Source organism: Prolixibacter sp. SD074, from assembly GCF_009617895.1.
Taxonomy (GTDB): Bacteria; Bacteroidota; Bacteroidia; order Bacteroidales; family Prolixibacteraceae; genus Prolixibacter.
Genome location: NZ_BLAW01000001.1, coordinates 2,042,344 through 2,063,647 on the forward strand (window position 1 = coordinate 2,042,344; position 21,304 = coordinate 2,063,647).

Here is a 21,304-nt window from a genome sequence, read left to right on the forward strand (position 1 = left end):
CATTAGTGAGTCTACAGTTTATTATTGCCATCACTGAACATCGGAACTTAGGATATATTCTTGCCCCGTACCTGGTTGAGAAAAAGAACCAGAATACATTCTTTTCCGTCGTAAAAAAGGTCCATACACATAATCTTGAAGACGGGGACTATACTTATTCCCCGATTGAAGAGAAACTGGTTAAACTCATTGAAAAATACAGCAACGAAAGTTTACTCGGGCGATTTGCTTCCCGGGGCAGCCTTAGCGATTTTTTTAAGAACATCGAGCTGGATACTTTCACCAAACGGGTTGTACCCTACATCGAAAAGCAGATTCTAAAATGCCTTGAGTTGCTCAAGGAAGCTCCTATTCCACTCTACCGGAAAGAATCAAAATACAGCAACCTGTATGAAGAGGATTTGGTAGGACTTTGCTACCGCGACACCAGTGCAATTTTCAATTTCGAGCGACTGGAACATGAAACGCGTTACTATCTCACCATTCGTTACCACAATAAGGAAATCGCCCTTAAGCACCGCAATGTAATTCTGTTAACAAACCATCCCTGCCGGTTACTTTACCAGGGAAAATTATATTTTTTCGATAACCTATCGGGAAATAAGCTTCTTCCTTTTTTCGAGAAAAACTATGTGAGCATTCCGCGAAGCGTGGAGGATAAATATTACCGGACATTTGTGCTCAGTACCATCCGTCACCACCAGGTTCAAGCCAAAGGTTTCGACATTGTGGAAGGCAATCCTGACAAAAAGGCCATCCTTTCTCTTGAGGAAGATCAACGGGGGAATGCGCGGCTAATGCTGATATTCAGGTACAATCAGCGTGACTTTCCATATACCGACAAAGAGATGCAGGCTGTTTACCTTCGAAAACAAAACGAAAATTACATCTTCCATAAATTCGGACGGGATAAAAGCTGGGAAAAGAATTGCCTGAAACTTCTCCGCACACTGGGACTCGTCAAAACATCGGACGGCTTACATCCCGAAGGCATTTCCGAAACTTCCAACAGCAGTTACTTTTATTCATTAATCAACTGGCTCAACATGCATCAGCAGGAGCTGGAAGAGGCAGGCATTGAACTGGAACAGCACAATCTCGACCGACAATATTACACTGGTGGCCACATGCTTGACATTGAAATCAGCGACGAAAGCGACTGGTTCGACATTTACGCCTATGTGCATTTTGGAGACTACCGCTTCCCGTTTGTTCGCCTGAAGAAGAACATTCTTAACGGAGTGCGCGAATTTCAGCTGCCCAACGGCGAAATTGCCATTCTTCCGGAAGAGTGGTTTGCCCGCTACCGCGACATTTTCACACTCTCGGAAACAGAAGCAGAACATCTAAAACTCCGAAAACACCATTTCCCCGTACTGGAAAACAACCTGAAAGGAATCAATAAAAAATACCTGCAAAAGTTTAAACAACTGACAACGGAACAGCCCGAAACCCCGGAAGTCCCCCCCAAGCTGAATGCCATGTTACGCGCTTATCAGGAAGAAGGCTTTGGGTGGATGTATCATCTTCATCAGCATCATTTTGGCGGCTGCCTGGCCGATGATATGGGATTGGGAAAGACCGTACAAACACTGGCGTTGCTGGTGAAGACTCAACGCAAAATCAACGGATACCCCACATTGTTTGACCCGGTAGGCGAACAAAACAGTGCCCAAAACCGCCAATTTGCCAGGAACCATCAGCCGGCCAGTTTGATTGTGCTCCCTGCTTCACTGGTCCATAACTGGGAAGATGAAATCCTGAAATTTGCACCTACGCTGAAATACTATAAATATATAGGGGCACGCCGCCGGCATAAAATCAACATGCTGGAAATTATTCATCAGTATGATGTGATTCTCACGACCTACGGAACAGTACGCAATGACAGGGAATTTCTGAAACAACACCAGTTTTATTACCTCATACTCGATGAAGGACAGTACATTAAAAATTCGGGTTCGAAAACCTACCGGGCCATAAACGACCAGAACGCCTCACACCGGTTGGTACTGACCGGTACGCCTATCGAGAATTCACTTTCCGATTTGTGGTCGCAAATCAATTTTCTGAACCGCGGATTGCTGGGAAGCCTGGCCTGGTTTAAACGGGAATTCATCTCTCCTATTGAGCGAAAAAACGATGCAGAAGCGCAAAAGAAACTGCAGCATCTCATCCAACCTTTTATTCTGCGCCGGACAAAAGAACAGGTAGCCCGCGATCTTCCGCCATTAAGTGAACTCGTCCGGTATGTGGATATGGCTCCAGCTCAGAAAAAAGCATATGAAGCGGAAAAGTCTTCTATCCGGAATAACATTCTCTCGAATATCGAAGAAATAGGATTGGAGAAATCGGCTTTTGTTGTTTTACAAGGGCTTATACGACTACGGCAACTGGCCAATCACCCGGCAATGATTGAGGAAAACCGGCACATGGAATCGGGGAAATTCAACGATATTTTGCGCATGTTGAGCATTTTGGTTGCCGAAAAGCACAAAATCCTCATATTCTCCTCCTTCGTCAGACAATTGAAACTGTTGGCCAAAGAATTTGAAAAGAATAGTTGGAACTACAGTCTGTTAACCGGGCAAACCCGCGACCGCAAAACGGTTATCGACAATTTTCAGCAGAATCCCGACAACAGTATTTTTCTCATTTCGCTTAAAGCGGGCGGAGTTGGCTTAAATCTAACTTCAGCCGACTATGTCTTTATTATCGATCCATGGTGGAACCCGGCAGCCGAAATGCAGGCGGTCAACCGGGCACACCGAATTGGGCAGGATAAGAATGTATTTGTTTACCGGTTTATCACTGAAGGGACCATCGAAGAAAAAATTCAAAAACTAAAAGAAAAGAAGTCTTCGCTGGCCGGAAAATTCATCAATACCAACAATCCGTTCCAGTCTGTTTCCAAAGATGAACTTATGCACCTTTTCGAAGATTAAAAAAGAAAAGGACAGACCGGGCGGTCCATCCTTTTACTAAACTAACCAAACTAACTAACCTAACTAAACCTAAACTTATGAAAAAAAATGTACCACAAAGATAAGCACCGCACCGGGGGTTCGACGAATTATTTCTGTTAAAAATTGTAAAGATTCATCTAAAAAACCTTAACAAAGGAAAAGGCCCTTATGATTATTCCGAGGCAATGAAGACCCTTTTCCGCTTAACAAATTGGATTAAAAAAAAGGTCTTGCCCAAGAGATTTTTTGACGCACAAAAAAAGAACCTCTTCCAAAAGAGGCTCATCGGTGAACCCGGAGGGATTCGAACCCCCAACCTCCTGATCCGTAATCAGGTGCTCTATCCGGTTAAGCTACGGGTCCAGATAACGCTGCGATAAAAATACTTTCAAAAAAATAGAAGTTCCTCATTGCGAGAAACTTCTTTGTGAACCCGAAGGGATTCGAACCCCCAACCTCCTGATCCGTAGTCAGGTGCTCTATCCAGTTAAGCTACGGGTCCATTTGTTTTTGAAAGCGGTGCAAATATAAAGAGTTTTCAATAAACACCGTCATTCCCGGGAGGCTTTTTTCGAAAAAAAACACGCGGCTTCCGGTACCTTCCCAGGGTAAAACTTTATGCGCCGCCGTATTTGGCCATTTTGTCTTCTATCGTAACCGGCGTTTTGCCATTGCTCTGAATTTTTACATAGGCAAGCATATTTTCCGCACCAGCAGCATAACAAGCCTCATGCACTTTTTTAACAACGCCCATCAACTCGTCGAATTCCCCCTCCATAACGGTTTCGAACGGACAAACCCGGTATTTCACACCCGATTCTTGAATGATCCGGATGGCTTCATCCACCAGATCGTACGTATCCTTTTCTTTTGCCCGCGGCAATACCTGCAAAGCCAGGTTAATCTGCTTGTTCATTGTTATTTTCTTCTTTAAGGATTTTATTCACCAGAATATCCCTCAATTCGTCGGCGTTGAATTGCTTGACATTGGTAATGAGCATATCGGTCCTGAGAAAACCGCCAATTTGGTTACACTCCATAATAATATCACGAAAGATGTTCCGCAAAGGTTCGCGGATAGGAATCATTGCAGTCAGGGCAACAAATCCTTTGTGAAATTCGATGGATTCCAATTCAGAGTCATAGCGTTCGAGCGCAAACAGAATTTCCTTTTCCAGTAAATCTTTCTGCCATGTGGTAAAAGGCCCGTCCTCCAAGGCAAACAGGGCTCCAAAATACCGGAACTTATGCCCTCGTCCACCCAAACCGGAAGAGATAAACAACGGGCGCTCCCCAAGCAATGAGCTTTCGAGCCTGATACGGCTCTCCTGGAATGCCATCTCAGTCCAATCAGCTAAATCTGATTTGTTTTCTTTCTTAAAACGCTCGATTAATCGTAAAGCTTCAATTCGCTCAATTGAGGCCAATTGTACCAGCAGCTTTTGCTTCCGGTCAACCGGAATGGTATCATCAAATAGGTTTTCTGCCTGTCCCAACACTTCAATTGCATCAAGCCCCTTCTTCATTTCGCGCGATTGACGGAAATATTCCTTCTGAAGTTCTATATCAATCTGCTTCTCTAAAATCCGGATATTATCCGGAACCTGGTGGAGTGCATCCTGAATTTTCTCATAAAAACTCTCAAATTCCATTAGTCAACGATTCAGGTTCGGCGCGAAGTTGCAAAATAATCGCATACACACGTCGAATATTCCCGTTCTCATTCAGCTTTTTAACAAATAAAAAATATCTTTGCCATTATTTTTATTTGTTCTAATTACAAAGTAACCACGTAAACATTAGCATCTTACATGCGTCTTTCTGAAGTCAGTGAAAACCATACTGTCGTTATTTCCAAGGTGATGGGCCACGGAGCCTTTCGTCGCAGGATAACAGAAATGGGTTTTGTGCGTGGAAAAGAAGTAAAAGTTTTAAAAAATGCTCCTTTACGCGATCCGGTTGAATACCAGGTCATGGGGTATCATGTTTCGCTACGCAGGGAGGAAGCACATCTAATCGAAGTCGTATCGCCCGAAGAAGCAATCCACCATATTGAACAAACCTACGATGGCACCATTGATTTGGAAACCCTAAAAACGTCAGCTCGTGTCAAAGGTAAGGAAATAAACATTGCTTTGGCCGGGAATCCGAATTGCGGCAAAACTTCGCTTTTTAATCGCGCTTCCGGGGCGAAGGAGCATGTCGGTAATTACAGCGGCGTTACCATTGACGCAGCCAAAGCCAACCTGCACTGGAAAGGTTATTCACTTACACTTATTGACCTTCCGGGAACCTATTCACTGACAGCATATACGCCTGAAGAACTTTATGCACGAAAATACATCATCGATGAAACGCCGGACATCGTCGTTAATGTAGTTGATGCCTCCAACCTGGAGCGCAACCTCTATCTAACGACACAGCTCATCGATATGGACATCAAGGTTGTGCTGGCGCTGAACATGTACGACGAGCTGGTCGCTGGTGGCGCTAAGCTCGACATTGAAAAGCTGGGAAAACTATTGGGAATTCCCATTATTCCAACCATGGCCAATAAAGGCATTGGGATTGACAAACTGCTCAACAAGGTAATTGATGTTTATGAGGATCGTGATCCAATCGTCCGCCATATTCACATCAATTACGGTGCTGAAATGGAAAAATCCATCAAAGCGTTGCAGAAAGTGATTCGGGAAGGCCGTCCTGCTCCGGCCAGGGCTTCATCCAGATATTTGTCGCTACGTTTGCTCGACAAAGACGTGGAAACAGCGAAAATTATCGATGATTTTCCTAATGCTGAACAAATTAAGCAAACTGCAGAAAAAGAAATCAACCGACTGGAAGAAAGGCTTGATAATGAGAGCTCGAACCTGATTACCGATGCCAAATATGGTTTTATTGCGGGTGCACTCAAAGAAAGTTACAGCGAAGGAGTCAGGCGCCGTCATGCCATTACCGAACAAATTGACAAACTAGCCACCCATAAAATTTATGGTTTTCCTCTTTTTCTGCTGTTCATGATGGCGACCTTTTCGGCCACTTTCACTTTGGGTGCTTACCCAATGGATTGGATTAACGCCGGCATTGCATGGATTGGCGATCTGATTAGAAACAACATGGCAAACGGGATGCTGAAAGATCTGCTCATCAACGGAATAATTAACGGAGTTGGAAGTGTGATCGTATTCCTGCCCAATATCCTCATTTTGTTCTTCTTTCTCTCCTTTATGGAGGATACCGGCTACATGGCACGGGCCGCTTTCATCATGGACAAGCTGATGCATAAAATAGGCCTGCACGGACGCTCATTTATTCCCATGGTGATGGGATTCGGGTGCAATGTTCCAGCCATTATGGCTACCCGCACTTTACGTAACCGGAATGATCGGCTGTTGACCATGCTGATCATTCCGTTCATGTCCTGTTCGGCACGACTACCGGTTTATATTGTGCTGATATCTGCTTTCTTCGGTAAATATCCCGGTTTGGTATTGATGGGCCTTTATCTGCTGGGGATTCTGCTGGCAGTTGGAACAGCCAAACTTTTCAACCGGACCATCTTCAAGCGCAAGGAAACGCCGTTTGTTATGGAACTTCCGCCCTACCGTATGCCTACATTGAAGAATACAGTGTTGCACATGTGGGAAAAAGGGAGCCAGTATTTGAAGAAAATCGGGGGAACCATTCTGGTAGCTGTTATTGCAATTTGGGCACTCGAATATTTCCCGCGTACGAGTCCGAACACAGAACACTTCATTCAGCAAAAACAGGAAGCCAGCACCCTATATCAGTCAGAAATTGCTGCACACCCCAAACAGGCTGACTTATTAATGACCCGACGTGATTCGGTTTTGCTTCACCTGACAATGGCTGAAGAATCGTCTCGTATTGAGAACTCCTACATTGGAAGAATGGGAAAAGCTATTGAGCCAGCCATCCGACCTTTAGGTTTTGACTGGCGAATGGGCGTAAGCCTGCTGGCCGGACTTCCAGCTAAAGAGATTGTTGTTAGTACCATGGCTATTCTATTCCAGGTAAACGACGACCCGGAAAACAGGCATCTTTTGCAGGAAAAACTGCAAACCGAGCGGTATACTTCCGGGCCCAATACCGGAAAACCACTCTTTACACCACTTGTGGCGCTTTCTTTCCTGATTTTTGTACTTATCTATTTCCCGTGTATCGCCGTTATTGCGACTATCCGAAGAGAATCGGGAAGCTGGAAGTGGGCGCTGCTTACTGTTGTTTACACCACAGGTTTGGCATGGTTTATGGCATTTCTTGTCTACCAATTGGGAACGTTAATCACGGGATAAACAAAACGTATGGCTCAAACACTGATAACTATTGTCATTATTGCAATTGCTGCCTGGTTCATCATTAAAAAGGCAATTGAAACCATCCGCTATTTCCGGAAACCAGCACCTTGCCGGGGATGTAGCGGTTCCTGCAATACCTGTCCCATTACCGAATTTCCCCATTCTGAAAACAACAAGAAGACATCTTCCAAAACGTCGAAGAAAAAATAGGGCCGCAAACATAATTGCTCCCGGCTTCAAAATATCTAACGAGACAATTGTCCTCTTACAATTGGTGCTCCAGAATCTCAGCAACCTGATCGGGGGAAATGTCGCCATGCTCGCCAATTCCCATCATTCCACGTTGAAGGAAACGGTTCTTCACTTTCGTAATGAAGCTCTCATCGATATCGTAATCGCTCAGACGCGTTTGAATACCGACCGATTCAAAGAACTTAACCGTTGCAGCAATGATCTGATCGGTCCGTTCATCTTCGGTTCCTTCGGTAATATTCCAAACGCGGGCACCATACTGCAGAATTTTATCCTTTTTATTGCTTCGCTTGATATGCATCAATCCCGGTAGGACGACCGCCAAAGTGCGCGCATGATCGACACCATGGAAAGCCGTAATCTCGTGTCCAATGGTATGTGCCGACCAATCCTGGGGAACACCAACACCAATCAATCCGTTCAGCGCCATGGTTGCCGCCCACATAAAATTAGCCGCTGCATTGTAATCGTTCCGGTTGGCCAATACTTTCGGCCCTTCTTCGATTAGTGTGGTCAGAATAGATTCAGCAAAGCGATCCTGTATAGGCGCATCTACCGGATAGGTAAGATATTGCTCCATTACGTGTACAAAGGCATCTACGACTCCATTGGCCACTTGCCTGTCAGGCAATGAGAAAACAACAGTCGGATCGAGGATAGAAAATTCCGGCATCACCAGAGGTGAACCAAAAGCCAGTTTTTCCCGAGTTTCAATCCGTGTAACCACAGAGTTTCCGTTCATTTCCGATCCTGTTGCCGGCAGCGTAAGAACAGCTCCAAGCGGCAATGCTTTCAGCAAAGGAAATTCGGTTTTACCAGTTAAAATTTCCCATGGGTCCTCACCCGGCCAAAGCGCTCCGGCAGCAATAAATTTGGTGCCGTCGAGAACAGAACCTCCACCAACAGAAAGCAGGAAGCCTATTTTCTCCTTCTGTACCAAATCAATGGCTTTCATCAGTGTTTCGTAGTGTGGATTCGGTTCGATTCCGCCAAATTCAATCACATCCACTCCCTGAAGAGCTTCCTTTACCTGACCGTACACACCATTTTTCATAATACTTCCGCCACCGTAGGTGAGCATCACCTTCACGTCCCTGGGAATTAAACTTTTCAGTTTTGCTATTTCACCTTTCCCAAAAACAATCCGCACCGGATTATAGAATTCAAAGTTGTTCATAGTAATTTGTTTAGTATTCGATATACTTATTTACGGATTCGCGAAAGCGCAAAATTAATAATTGTAGTAATTACATTTAAGCAATTATCACTTTACTGTTGAAGTTTGACGAAAGAAGACCGACTATTACGGTAGCATCGCAGCGATTTTGATGTAAATTGCAAAACAAAAGCATTGTCAAACGACAACAAAAAACATTACACCGTAAAGAAAGTTTATGCTGAAAACAGATAAAGTATTTGATCCTGAAAAAATTGATTTTGCCGAAAAAATGGCCGAATTATCTGATCATGACTTGCTCATTGCGTTGCGAAAAAGGAATAATTACCATCCCAGGGCAGCCAAAGCAGCCATCAATGAGGGTATAAAGCGCGGAACGATAAAGAGCGAAACTGACCTGGAGAAGGAGGAGTTTAAACCGATTCCATTTAAACGGTCCGGATTTTTTGTCCGGGCAGAAAGCCGAAAACAGGCAAAAGGAATTTTATCCAGCCTGATACTGATTCTCTACGTTTTCTCGTTAATTCCCTTTTTGTACGGCGGAGTTGATATTGCCGCCGGCTACTACCTGATGGCAGCAAAAGGTGCAATCCTTGGAGCTATTACATTGTACTTTGCTTACCGAACCTCAAAGACCGAGAAACCAGCCGATGCGATAAAATTAGTCATCGCATCAACCTTAACCGCACTTTACAGCATTTACCATTTCTGGTCGGAACTTGACAAGTTAGGCTACATGGAAATACTGGTTATTGTTGTGATTTTCGCACTGGTATTATTTACCTCCTTCAATATTTGGCAAATAACCAGGCGACTTCGTTCAATATGAAGGTAAAGCAGATTTTTTCGGTTGCTTTTACCACATCATGCAGCGCCGGCAAAATTTTGGCATATGATTTGAACATCGACCGGGCTGAAATATCAATCAATGGAGCTGGATAGGCTTCGGTCAATGTAAAAAATCACCTGAAAGTAGATATTGAAGGCGTAGAATGGGCCCGATACAAAGGCGATCCTGTGGTCAAAAAAAAATGTAGATGGTGTAGGATTTATATCCAAAAAATATTACTGGCCCAGCGTTGCTACCATAATAGCTTTAATAGTATGCGCCCGGTTTTCAGCCTCATCAAATACAATAGAAGCAGAACTTTCGAAAACCTCCTCGGTTACTTCCATTGCGCCTAATCCGAATTTCTGAAAAATATCCTCGCCTACTTTGGTTTCACGATTATGGAATGCCGGCAAACAGTGCAGGAATTTCACTTTCGGGTTACCAGTCATCTTCAGTACTTCATTATTTATCTGGTAAGGTTTCAGCAATTCAATCCGCTCTGCCCAAACGCCTTCCGGTTCGCCCATTGACACCCAAACATCAGTGTACAGAAAGTCACAATCTTTCACTGCTTCAGCCACATTGTCGGTGACAGTGATTTTCGCGCCCGTTTCTTTGGCAATCTCGCGGCAAACTTTTTGCAGTTTCTCCGACGGTTGACTTGCTGCCGGTGCTGCTGCGCGGAAATCCATTCCCATTTTGGCAGCTCCCACCATCAGTGAGTTACCCATGTTGTTCCGGGCATCGCCCAAATAAGCGAATTTAACTTCCGAAAGTGGCTTGTCGATGTGCTCCATCATCGTGAGAAAATCAGCTAAAATCTGGGTAGGATGGAATTCGTTAGTTAAACCGTTCCAGACCGGAACACCGGCATATTTGCCCAGCTCTTCAACGATATCCTGTCCAAAACCACGGTACTCAATTCCGTCGTACATACGTCCCAATACGCGGGCAGTATCTTTCATCGATTCTTTGTGCCCGATTTGCGATCCACTTGGCCCCAGGTAGGTAACATTTGCACCCTGATCATGCGCTGCCACCTCAAATGCACAACGTGTACGGGTTGACGATTTCTCAAAAATGAGCGCGATATTTTTCCCTGTCATACGGGGTTGTTCGGTACCTGCATATTTTGCCGCTTTCAAATCAGCCGACAATTTCAGCAGATATTTTATTTCTTCCGGAGTGAAATCGAGGAGTTTCAGGAAATTCCGGTTACGTAAATTGAATGCCATATTCTGGATGTTTTTATGATGATATTAATGATTCACAAAATTGATAATTCTTTGCCGGGCAACCTAACGTTTATTTTTTCGGTTACCCGAAAAGATTATTTGTCGTAATGCATGGTTATTTTGGAACCGTACGATCGATCGGCTAATTTTTTGGCTTCGGTAATTACCGATTTCTTTCCTCCGTTCTCCACGAAATTTAAAGCTGCCCGAATTTTCGGAGCCATATTTCCTTCTCCAAAAGTGCCTGCTTCCAGGTATTTTACTGTATCGGCATAATCCAGGAACTCCAGTTTTTCCTGTGTTGGTAAACCGAAATCCTTATAGATGAAAGAAACATCCGTCAAAATATACAGCTCATCAGCACCAATGCTTGATGCCAGTGTTGCCGACGCCAAATCTTTGTCCACCACGGCATCTACGGTACGAAAGTCCTTATTTTCATCGAAATAAACCGGAATACCGCCACCGCCAGCAGCAATAACGATATTCCCCTGCCGTGCCAATGACCCAATTACCTCTTTATTCATCACCTGCTTAGGAAAAGGCGATGATACCACACGACGCCAGCCACCATCTTTTTTCTGACTGGGTTTAAATGCCCATCCTTTTTCTTCCTGCAACTTTTTCGCCTGCTCTTCATTGTAGAGCATTCCAACACGCTTGGTGGGATTCCCGAAAGCCGGATCGTCCTTATCAACTTCCACCATGCTAATCATGGAAATAATATTTCGTTGAATTCCATGCTTGTTAAGCAAATTCCGGAACATCCGTTCTATCATATAACCAATTCCCCCCTGCGAATCAGCGACGCACACATCCAAAGGCATGGGGGCAATACCGTACATTTGCTCTCCTGCATCATTTCGCAGCAGAATATTTCCCACCTGCGGCCCATTGCCATGACTGATTACCAGATCGTACCCTTCTTTTAACAGAAAAACAAGATTTTCCAGCGTATCCATCGTATTGGCTTCCTGCTCTTCGATGGTGCCTTTTTCATCTCCACGAAGTAACGCATTGCCACCGAGGGCCACCACTGCCAATTTATTCATAGTTTTATGTTATTTATTTTTTTGATTTTTGCCCTAAATTAACAAGTTGCAACTCCTGTTCACCCATAAAAATCATGCTTTGCAGCAACATCTGATAGTTTGACCGATTAAGAACCAGTCAAACTACGAATCACAACATCCGGTGCTGTTAATGGTTGCAAAAAGAAAGAAATTTGAACATATACAAAAGATGATTTTCGTCACACTCCATATTTGATGTCCACACTAAAGCACATCACGCGTTAAAAATTTGGTTAAATTTGCAGGGCATCAGTATTTTTTTCATTCAGATTTAAACCTTTATCAGGTAGATGGCCAAGAAAATAACCTCAAATACTTCCAGGAAAAACAATCAAAAATCCAACTTCAGGAAACGGCTGAGCAAACTCAGTAACTGGGAACGAGTCGGTGGAATTCTCGCCATCGGATTATTCTTCTTTGCACTTTATTTGCTCATTTCACTCATCTCTTTTCTCCTGTCGGGGGGTGCCGACCAAAGTCAGCTTAGCCTCACGGCGCGGGAGATTTTGACCAATCCTAATTTGAAAATCGAGAATGTAGGCGGAAAGTGGGGAGCCTCAATGGCCGACTGGTTCATTAACCGGGGCATCGGCCTTGCTTCATTTGGAGTGGTGTATCTGCTATTTATAATGGCTGTCAAGCTGGGCCGAATCCATAAGGTTTCGCTGTCGAGAAACTTTGGGTACGGAATATTTCTCATTATCTGGTCATCGGTTGCGTTAGGTTATTTCATGGCCCCGCTGTACGAACAATCGTATCTCTACCCGGGTGGTGCTTACGGCTTTTTCATTAGCCAGTGGTTTAATTCCGTTATCGGCAATGTAGGAACCTTCTTCCTCCTGATGGCTACCATGTTAATCTGCATCATCATTGCCTTTGAGAATGCCTGGCCGGTAATGCGCAAGTGGATGAGCCGCGCGAAAAAACAGCCGGCAACCGATACAACGCTCTCGGACGAGGAAATCTTTAATGCCCCCCAAGCTCCTGTCATCAACGAAAAAGATAATTCTTTCGCCAAAGTCGTTAAAGAGGATGATGAAGTGGAAGTGGTTTATGCAGACGATAACAATAAAGGAGAAATAGAGCTGGAACGGGAACCGGAGGTGAATAATATTTCTCCTGATAAGAAACATGGGGACAAAAAGGACGATGGGACCAACGATCCGGAACTGGAGGTAGAGAAACGTGTGGAAGACGATGTGGTAGCGTCCATCCAGCAGGATGTGCTGGAAGACTACGATCCCACCCTCGATCTTTCCCGGTATGAATTTCCACCACTTGATCTGTTAAAAGAGTGGTCGACCGGAAATCCACAGGTTACCAATGAGGAATTAATTGCCAATAAGAACCGGATCGTTGAGACGCTGAAGAACTACAACATTGAGATTGTTAAAATAAAAGCAACTTCCGGTCCTACCATTACTTTATACGAAATTGTCCCGGCACCGGGAATTCGGATTTCAAAAATCAAAAATCTGGAAGATGACATTGCCCTAAGCCTGGCTGCTCTCGGAATCCGTATTATTGCGCCTATTCCCGGAAAGGGAACCGTGGGTATTGAGGTGCCTAACCGGAAACCGGAGATTGTTTCCATGCGTTCCATCATCGCATCACGGACATTCCAGGAATCCGAGTTTGAGTTGCCCATTGCTTTGGGAAAAACTATTTCGAACGAAACCTATGCGGTCGATTTGACCAAAATGCCACATATTCTGGTTGCCGGAGCCACAGGTCAGGGTAAATCGGTTGGTTTAAATGCCATCATTACTTCGCTGTTGTACAAAAAACATCCGTCGCAGCTGAAGTTCGTCTTCGTCGATCCCAAAAAAGTAGAGCTTAACCTTTACTCGGTGATAGAAAAACATTTCCTGGCCAAAATGCCTGGAGAAGACGACCCGATTATCACCGATGTTCAAAAAGTGAAAAATACCCTGAGTTCCCTGAACATGGAAATGGACGAGCGGTATGATTTGCTAAAGAAAGCCCATACCCGGAATATTAAAGAGTACAACCAAAAATTTATTTCGCGAAGATTAAATCCTGAAAAAGGTTTCCGTTACCTGCCCTACATTGTGGTAATCATCGATGAATTTGCCGATCTGATAATGACGGCCGGTAAAGAAATTGAATTACCTATTGCCCGCATTGCTCAGCTGGCCAGGGCCGTTGGAATCCACATGATCATTGCCACTCAGCGTCCGTCAATCAATATTATTACCGGAGTGATAAAGGCCAACTTCCCGGCAAGGATCGCTTTCCGGGTAGCCTCGATGGTCGACTCGAGAACAATTCTTGATTCACCCGGAGCCAATCAGTTAATCGGTAAAGGTGATATGCTGGTTTCTACGGGAAGTAACCTAACCCGTGTACAATGTGCCTTTGTCGACACGCCGGAAGTGGAATCGATTGTGCATTTTATTGGTGAGCAGCCGGGTTATCCTACCGCTTTCTTATTACCTGAATACATCGATGGAAATTCTGATGAGCCGGGTGCTGTCGATTTGAAAAACCGGGATGACTTGTTTGATGAGGCAGCAAAATTAGTTGTAATGAACCAGACCGGCTCCACATCAGCCATTCAACGGAAGTTTTCGATTGGTTACAATCGTGCAGGCCGGATTATGGACCAATTGGAAGCAGCAGGTATTGTCGGACCGAACGAAGGCAGCAAGGCACGACAGGTATTATTACAGGATGAATATTCTTTGGAACAATTATTGAACAACCTTTAAAAACAAAGCCCTTTAAGTAGGAGTACTAACATGAGTAGAATGAAAAATTTTACATTAACCGTCTTGCTCGTCATGACAACCAGCCTGCTGTTTGCTCAGCAGGATAACAAAGCGAAAGAAATTCTCGATAAGCTTTCGGCAACAACCAATCGTTATAAAACCATTCAAATCGATTTTTCCTTTACCCTGGAAAACCAGAAAGAAGACATCAAAGAAACAAATAGTGGCTGGGTGGCTTTGAAAGGAGATAAATACCGGTTGCATATGCCGGCTTTAGGAACGGATATTTATTCGAATGGTAAAACCAACTGGAGTTATCTTCCCGATGCGGGCGAAGTCAATGTAACGGACAACGTGCCGGGGCAGGATAATTCGCTTAATCCGGCCAACCTTTTCACTATCTACGAAAAGGGTTTCAAATACCGGTACATTGGTGAAGAAAAAGCAGGTGGCAAAAATGCTTATGTCATCGATCTTTACCCAAAAGATCTGAATAAAGATTTCACCCGGGTTAAGCTTTACGTTGATGCTGCCAGCTACCACATCATTAAAGGCATAACATACAGTAAAGATGGCAACACCTATACTGTTGCACTTAAAAATATGAAAACCAACCAGGATTTACCTGACAGTTATTTCACATTTGACCCGGCTAAACATCCCGATGTAGAAGTGAATGATATGCGATAAACGATAACAAGAAAATATAAAAGGAGGCTGATTCAGCCTCCTTTTATATTTTCTTTCATTACTTATTCTCATTTATTGTTGGCACCCTGATCCGATTTGTTCTTCCGGGTCAATTGTCCTACCTCAGCAATTTCCATAAAAGAGGTCCCACCTCCTACACCAAAGCTTCCCCCCACATAAACCACTTTATCTTCCTCGGCCAGAAAACCTTCGTCAACGAGGCTGCGCAGTGCATGTTTTACCAGTTTGTCCTTGTTCTTTTTCACGACAATTTCGCTGGCATATACACCGTACGAAAGCGCCAATTCCCGTTTTACATTACCCGTATGACACTTGGCATAAACGGGCCGGTTACTCCGGAATGCAGCCAGATAGCGGGCCGTTCTTCCCGTTAGGGTATCGGTAACAATTGCTTTTACATCTAACTCCTCTGCAGCCATTACAGCAGCTTCCGATAAGAATGCGGGTACTTCTCCGTCGAGACGCGGTACAGGCAGGTCATTACGTCTATCCTTGCTCTTTTCAACTTCCATTGCAATCCGGGTCATGGTTTCAACAGCTTCAACCGGATAACTTCCGTAAGCAGTTTCACCGGAAAGCATAACCGCATCGGTCCGGGCATAAATTGCATTGGCCACATCGCTGACTTCTGCACGGGTTGGCCTCGGATTCTGAATCATTGTGTGCAGCATCTGCGTAGCGATGATAACCGGCTTTTTCAGTTTTACACACCGGCGAATAATATGCCGCTGGACCCCGGGGATTTTTTCGGCGGGAATTTCAATTCCCAGGTCACCCCGGGCAACCATAATACCATATGCATAATCCAAAATCTCATCGAGATTATTTACGCCATCCAGGTTCTCGATTTTTGCAATGATTTTGATTTTGCCTCCCTTACGGTCAAGAATCTCCTGAACAGCCAATACATCCTCTTTATTGCGGACGAATGAATGGGCAATGAAATCCAAATCGTTATCGACAGCCCATTCAATGAACATCTCGTCTTTGGGCGAAATGGCAGGTAAAGCAAATGAAACGCCTGGAACATTGATACTTTTTCGGTTTTTGATTTCACCGTTATTTACAACAATCACTTCCAGTGCATCATCCTTTACAGCTTCAACTTTCAGCTCCAACTCACCGTCATCGATTAGTACAGAGCGACCTACGCCAACATCATTAATAAATCCGGGATAATCGACATAAAACACATCTTTATTGGATTCTCCGTCACCGCCTTTTATTAACAGCCTATCTCCCTTCTTCACGGGAATGGGCCCGGCAATATTTTTAGTCCTTACTTCAGGTCCTTTGGTATCGAGTAATATAGCCAGAGAATCGGATACCGACCGTACATCATTCACCAGTTGCAAAGCAGTCTCGGGAGTCTGGTGTGCCGTGTTGATTCGGACAACATTCATCCCTGCCTCATACAATTTTGAAATAAATTCCGGATTACTGGTTTTGTCGGAAAGTGTAGCGACAATCTTGGTATGTTTGTTTCGATTCATCTTGATAGAAAGATATTTTAATATGGTAATTTGAGCTGCGAAATTAAGGGATTTCACCTAATGATGGCCCTTTTCACCCGTCTAACAGCAGAAAATAAGATTTGTTTAATATTACTCCTGCTCCTGATTGATATAACCATCTGATTTTTCAGTTATTGAAATATATCAGAAGCGATGCTCCGGCATAACATTAAAATTACATTCCCTCAACCTAAAAAACTTTCCACTGCCAAGCGATACGAGTCAAGACCAAATCCCATAATACTTCCCTTGCAAACCGGCCCGATAACCGACTCATGCCGAAAATTCTCCCGGGTCAGAATATTGGAAATATGAACTTCCACAACCGTCGTATTAATTCCGGAAATGGCATCACGAATGGCAATTGATGTATGTGTATAAGCTCCTGCATTAATGATAATACCATCGGCCAAAAAACCTCGTTCATGCAATTTGTTCACAATCTCCCCTTCCACATTCGATTGGAAGTACTCAAACTCAACTTTTGGAAACCGTTCCTTCAACTTTACGTAATATTCATCAAAGGACCGATTACCATAGATAGTTTTTTCTCTAACACCCAAAAGATTAAGGTTTGGGCCATTTATTAAAATAATTTTCATTTAACTCAGATTATTCTTATATTTAACTATATGTCAAAAAGAAAACATCATATTATTTTAAAAACCTTTTTCTTGCACCCCCTTGTTTATTAACAATAATAAATGTTTTCTTAAACCAAATTTATTTAAAATTGTTACAAGTTAAAACTAAAATTGCTTCATTATGAATTGGGTTGAGAGCAAAAAGGGATACGAATCGTTTTTGAGACTTGAGAAATCGCTTTCTCAAAACTCAATTAGCGCTTACATTAACGATATCAATAAATTGATTTCGTTTTTGGAAGGCGAATATAAAGAACTTCCGCCAGATAAGGTAAAACTACAACATCTTCGTGAATTTGTTGAATGGATGAACCAAAAGGGCGTAAGTCCGCGTACGCAGGCCAGGACCATTTCCGGCATAAAGTCGTTCTACAAGTACTTGCTCATGGAAGGTGTGATTGAAAATGACCCGACGACTTTGCTCGAATCTCCCAAAATCGGAAGAAAGTTGCCGGATATACTCAGCAACCAGGAAATTAATGATTTAATTAATGCCATTGATTTAAGCAAACCGGAAGGACAGCGGAATAAAGCAATGATTGAAACCCTTTACAGTTGTGGCCTCCGTGTTTCCGAACTTGTCAATCTGAAGTTGAGCAACCTGCACTTTGATCAGGAATTCATAAAAATCGAAGGAAAAGGCGATAAAGAGCGCCTGGTCCCAATCAGCAAGCAAGCAATTGAAGATATTAACAAATATCTGATTGGTTACCGCAAACGTCTCAAAGTGGACAAGGACAGCGAAAATATTCTTTTCCTGAACCGTCGGGGCAAACAACTCAGTCGTGTGATGATTTTTACCATTATTAAAAACCTGGCACAAAAAATCAATCTCAACAAGAACATTAGCCCTCATACATTCCGCCATTCATTTGCTTCGCAATTGATTGATGGAGGGGCCGATTTAAGGGCCGTCCAGGAAATGCTGGGACACGAATCAATTCTCACAACAGAGATTTATACGCACCTCGATAAAGACTATTTGAAGGATACCATCAACCGGCATCATCCCAGATCCTGATAAGAAACTATTTATTTAAATTAAATAACAATATTTATAAAGAAGACAGACAAATTCTATGATTTGTTACTGTCTTCTTTTCATTTATAATACTTTGTTTCCTCGCGGTTCTTCCATGACTAACAGCAGGATAAGACAACTGCAAAACAGCTTTTTAGAATGATTATGCTTTACAGCAATAACATGTTTTAGAGCATAAATTTTTCAATTATTTATTTATCTTTGACTATTGCGAAACTACGAGCAATAAAACCTTTATCAAATTATCTCATTATGAAAAATTTAGATTTATCTGTTTACGGGATTGAAAATGTATCAGAAATTCTTTACAACCCCTCTTACGAGCAGCTTTTCGAGGAAGAAACGAAACCAGGTTTAGACGGTTATGAAAAAGGTGTTGTGACTGAGTTGGGTGCTGTGAATGTGATGACTGGTGTTTTCACCGGACGTTCACCTAAGGATAAATACATTGTTAAGGACGACACGACAAAAGATACCATTTGGTGGACATCTCCGGAATCTCCAAACGACAACAAACCTGTTTCTACAGAAGTTTGGAAAGACTTGAAAGAGAATACCATCAAACAACTTTCAGGGAAAAGATTATTCGTTGTTGATTGCTTTGCTGGTGCAAATGAAAATTCACGAATGAAGATTCGTTTCATTATGGAAGTAGCATGGCAGGCACACTTTGTAAAAAATATGTTTATCCGTCCAACAGAGGAGGAATTAGAAAACTTTGAGCCTGACTTTGTTTCTTTAAACGGAGCAAAAACAGTAAACAAGAAATGGAAGGAACATGGTTTAAACTCAGAGGTTTATACTGTTTTCAACCTTACTGAAAAAATGCACGTTCTTGGTGGCTCATGGTATGGTGGTGAAATGAAGAAGGGTATGTTCGCAATGATGAACTACTACCTCCCATTAAATGAAATGGCCTCAATGCACTGTTCTGCCAATGTTGGCAAAGATGATGATGTTGCAATCTTCTTCGGTCTTTCAGGTACCGGCAAAACAACCCTTTCAACCGATCCTAACCGCCGCCTAATTGGTGATGACGAGCACGGATGGGACGATAACGGCGTATTTAACTTCGAAGGTGGTTGCTATGCAAAAACCATTCACCTTGACCCTGAAGCAGAACCAGATATCTACAATGCCATCAAACGTGATGCATTGTTAGAAAACGTAACTGTTGATGAAAATGGTAAAATTGATTTCGACGACAATTCAGTAACTGAAAACACTCGTGTATCATATCCTATTTATCACATCGACAACATTGTTAAACCTGTTTCAAAAGCTGGTCACGCTAACAAAGTTATTTTCCTTACTGCTGATGCATTTGGTGTATTGCCTCCTGTCTCCAAATTGACAAAAGAGCAAACCAAGTATCACTTCCTTTCAGGTTTCACAGCAAAATTAGCCGGGACCGAGCGTGGTGTTACAACTCCACAACCAACATTCTCAGCTTGTTTTGGTGAAGCATTTCTTTCATTGCACCCAACAAAATACGGTAAAGAACTGGTTAGGAAAATGGAAGAACACGGTGCTGAAGCTTATCTTGTAAACACAGGATGGAACGGAACCGGAAAACGTATCTCAATAAAAGATACCCGCGCGATTATCGACCGCATTTTGGACGGCTCGATTGAAAAAGCAGAAACTAAAATGATTCCAATCTTCAATCTGGAAGTTCCGACTGCTCTCGAAAATGTTGATACCAAGATTCTCGATCCGCGTAACACTTACGCTGACGCAGCAGAATGGGAAAACAAAGCCAAAGACCTGGCCGGACGTTTCATTAAAAACTTCAGGAAATATACGGACAACGCAGAAGGTAAAGCATTGGTTGCTGCCGGGCCCCAACTTAACTAATTGGCTTTTTAAAAGCCTTTTACATACGAATCCCGGGACTATCCCGGGATTTTTTTTATGGCTTAACTAAATCGTCGAGCGCGGAATCGATATCGGGGAATTGAAACTTATATCCTGCCTCCGTTAATTTTCGTGGCAGAACTGTTGGACCATGAACAAGCATTGTTGCGCCTTCGGAGAACAACAATTTTAGAGCAAACGCAGGAACAGCCAAAAAAGAAGGCCTTCCTAGTTTGTGAGCCAGTTTTCGGGTAAACGTTTCGTTATTTACCGGATAAGGCGCGGTAAAATTAAACACACCATTCAATTCCTTTTTCGCTAAAAGAAATTGAACCGCTCCCATAACATCATCCAAATGGATAAATGAGAATCCTTGTTTCCCACTGCCCACGGTACCGCCAAGTCCCATTCTGAATACTGGCAACAAACGGCCAAACATTCCTCCCTCCTTTCCAAGCACCAGTCCCATCCGCATAATTACCATCCGTACGCCCAATTTTTTCACTTCCGCGGCAGCGCCTTCCCATCGTGTAGCTACTTCGCCCAGAAAATCATGCCCATACTCAAATACTTCTTCGTCATGCGTACCCGAATTGGCATAGATGCCGATAGCCGATGTCGATAAAAACACCTCCGGTCGATCATCCGATGACATCGCCTTCAGCGCATCAACCAATTGACGGGTAACCTGAATCCTGCTTTCCATTATCTGCTGTTTATAGGCGGGCGTCCAGCGCTTCACAATGGGCGCACCAGCCAGATTAATGACACCATTCACGCCGGTTAGCAGCTGAACAAGATAGTTTTCTCCGCGCTTAAAATCAGCTCGTAGCAACGGTACTACTTCAATGCCGGAACTCACAAATGCCTCGCGTAGGGCGCCACCAATAAATCCTGTACTTCCTGATATTGCAATTTTCATTTTGCCGTATTTTTCTGTTAAGATTTCT

16 protein-coding genes and 2 tRNA genes are annotated in these 21,304 nt (G+C 43.4%); 8 read left to right on the forward strand and 10 right to left on the reverse strand.

The features are described from left to right. Positions 1-5: 5 nt before the first annotated feature. Positions 6-2,945, forward strand: a complete 2,940-nt coding sequence (locus GJU82_RS08895; protein WP_153631827.1) for a DEAD/DEAH box helicase — start codon at positions 6-8, stop codon at positions 2,943-2,945. Positions 2,946-3,255: 310 nt separating this feature from the next. On the opposite strand, the gene GJU82_RS08900 is transcribed toward GJU82_RS08895, so the two are convergent. The 4 genes from GJU82_RS08900 to GJU82_RS08915 form a co-directional block, all read right to left on the reverse strand. Continuing rightward, a tRNA-Arg gene (locus GJU82_RS08900) sits at positions 3,256-3,329 on the reverse strand. A gap of 65 nt (positions 3,330-3,394) precedes the next feature. Beyond that, positions 3,395-3,468 (reverse strand) — tRNA-Arg (locus GJU82_RS08905). 114 nt (positions 3,469-3,582) lie between these two features. Further along, positions 3,583-3,882 (reverse strand): MTH1187 family thiamine-binding protein, encoded by a 300-nt coding sequence (locus GJU82_RS08910; protein WP_153631828.1) that lies wholly within the window; start codon positions 3,880-3,882, stop codon positions 3,583-3,585. Then, positions 3,866-4,618, reverse strand: a complete 753-nt coding sequence (locus GJU82_RS08915) for a hypothetical protein (protein ID WP_153631829.1) — start codon at positions 4,616-4,618, stop codon at positions 3,866-3,868. The genes GJU82_RS08910 and GJU82_RS08915 overlap by 17 nt, the downstream gene beginning before the upstream one ends. Before the next feature lie 159 nt (positions 4,619-4,777). On the opposite strand from GJU82_RS08915, the gene feoB reads away from it, so the two are divergent. After that, complete coding sequence (gene feoB, locus GJU82_RS08920; RefSeq protein WP_153631830.1) at positions 4,778-7,282, forward strand: ferrous iron transport protein B; 2,505 nt, start codon at positions 4,778-4,780, stop codon at positions 7,280-7,282. A 9-nt stretch (positions 7,283-7,291) separates the two neighbouring features. Beyond that, the gene (locus tag GJU82_RS08925) at positions 7,292-7,495 is read left to right on the forward strand and encodes a hypothetical protein (RefSeq protein WP_153631831.1); all 204 of its coding nucleotides are present in this window, start codon (positions 7,292-7,294) and stop codon (positions 7,493-7,495) included. 55 nt (positions 7,496-7,550) lie between these two features. On the opposite strand, the gene GJU82_RS08930 is transcribed toward GJU82_RS08925, so the two are convergent. Then, positions 7,551-8,714: an iron-containing alcohol dehydrogenase gene (locus GJU82_RS08930; RefSeq protein WP_153631832.1), complete on the reverse strand. Its 1,164-nt coding sequence runs from the start codon at positions 8,712-8,714 to the stop codon at positions 7,551-7,553. Between the two features lie 217 nt (positions 8,715-8,931). Here GJU82_RS08930 and GJU82_RS08935 point away from each other — a divergent pair, with 217 nt between their 5' ends. Continuing rightward, entirely contained in the window at positions 8,932-9,543 is a 612-nt protein-coding gene (locus tag GJU82_RS08935; protein ID WP_153631833.1) for a hypothetical protein, read from the forward strand. Positions 9,544-9,779: 236 nt separating this feature from the next. Here the strand turns inward: GJU82_RS08935 and argF are convergent, their stop codons facing one another. Beyond that, complete coding sequence (gene argF, locus GJU82_RS08940; protein WP_153631834.1) at positions 9,780-10,781, reverse strand: ornithine carbamoyltransferase; 1,002 nt, start codon at positions 10,779-10,781, stop codon at positions 9,780-9,782. A 95-nt stretch (positions 10,782-10,876) separates the two neighbouring features. Continuing rightward, complete coding sequence (locus GJU82_RS08945; protein ID WP_153631835.1) at positions 10,877-11,833, reverse strand: carbamate kinase; 957 nt, start codon at positions 11,831-11,833, stop codon at positions 10,877-10,879. Positions 11,834-12,144: 311 nt separating this feature from the next. Between GJU82_RS08945 and GJU82_RS08950 the strand changes: the two genes are divergently transcribed. Then, on the forward strand, positions 12,145-14,586 hold the full coding sequence (locus tag GJU82_RS08950) for a DNA translocase FtsK (RefSeq protein ID WP_153631836.1): 2,442 nt from the start codon (positions 12,145-12,147) through the stop codon (positions 14,584-14,586). A gap of 39 nt (positions 14,587-14,625) precedes the next feature. Beyond that, entirely contained in the window at positions 14,626-15,276 is a 651-nt protein-coding gene (locus GJU82_RS08955; RefSeq protein WP_194831013.1) for an outer membrane lipoprotein carrier protein LolA, read from the forward strand. Between the two features lie 68 nt (positions 15,277-15,344). On the opposite strand, the gene pyk is transcribed toward GJU82_RS08955, so the two are convergent. Both pyk and aroQ read right to left on the reverse strand, forming a co-directional pair. Then, entirely contained in the window at positions 15,345-16,790 is a 1,446-nt protein-coding gene (gene pyk / locus GJU82_RS08960; protein ID WP_153631838.1) for a pyruvate kinase, read from the reverse strand. A gap of 206 nt (positions 16,791-16,996) precedes the next feature. Beyond that, the gene (gene aroQ, locus GJU82_RS08965) at positions 16,997-17,413 is read right to left on the reverse strand and encodes a type II 3-dehydroquinate dehydratase (protein WP_153631839.1); all 417 of its coding nucleotides are present in this window, start codon (positions 17,411-17,413) and stop codon (positions 16,997-16,999) included. Between the two features lie 163 nt (positions 17,414-17,576). Between aroQ and xerD the strand changes: the two genes are divergently transcribed. Both xerD and pckA read left to right on the forward strand, forming a co-directional pair. Then, positions 17,577-18,476 carry a site-specific tyrosine recombinase XerD gene (gene xerD / locus GJU82_RS08970; protein WP_153631840.1) on the forward strand — a complete coding sequence of 300 codons (900 nt, stop codon included), beginning with the start codon at positions 17,577-17,579 and terminating at the stop codon, positions 18,474-18,476. 273 nt (positions 18,477-18,749) lie between these two features. After that, complete coding sequence (gene pckA / locus GJU82_RS08975) at positions 18,750-20,354, forward strand: phosphoenolpyruvate carboxykinase (ATP) (protein ID WP_153631841.1); 1,605 nt, start codon at positions 18,750-18,752, stop codon at positions 20,352-20,354. A 55-nt stretch (positions 20,355-20,409) separates the two neighbouring features. On the opposite strand, the gene GJU82_RS08980 is transcribed toward pckA, so the two are convergent. Then, positions 20,410-21,276 carry a TIGR01777 family oxidoreductase gene (locus tag GJU82_RS08980; protein WP_153631842.1) on the reverse strand — a complete coding sequence of 289 codons (867 nt, stop codon included), beginning with the start codon at positions 21,274-21,276 and terminating at the stop codon, positions 20,410-20,412. Positions 21,277-21,304: the final 28 nt, after the last annotated feature.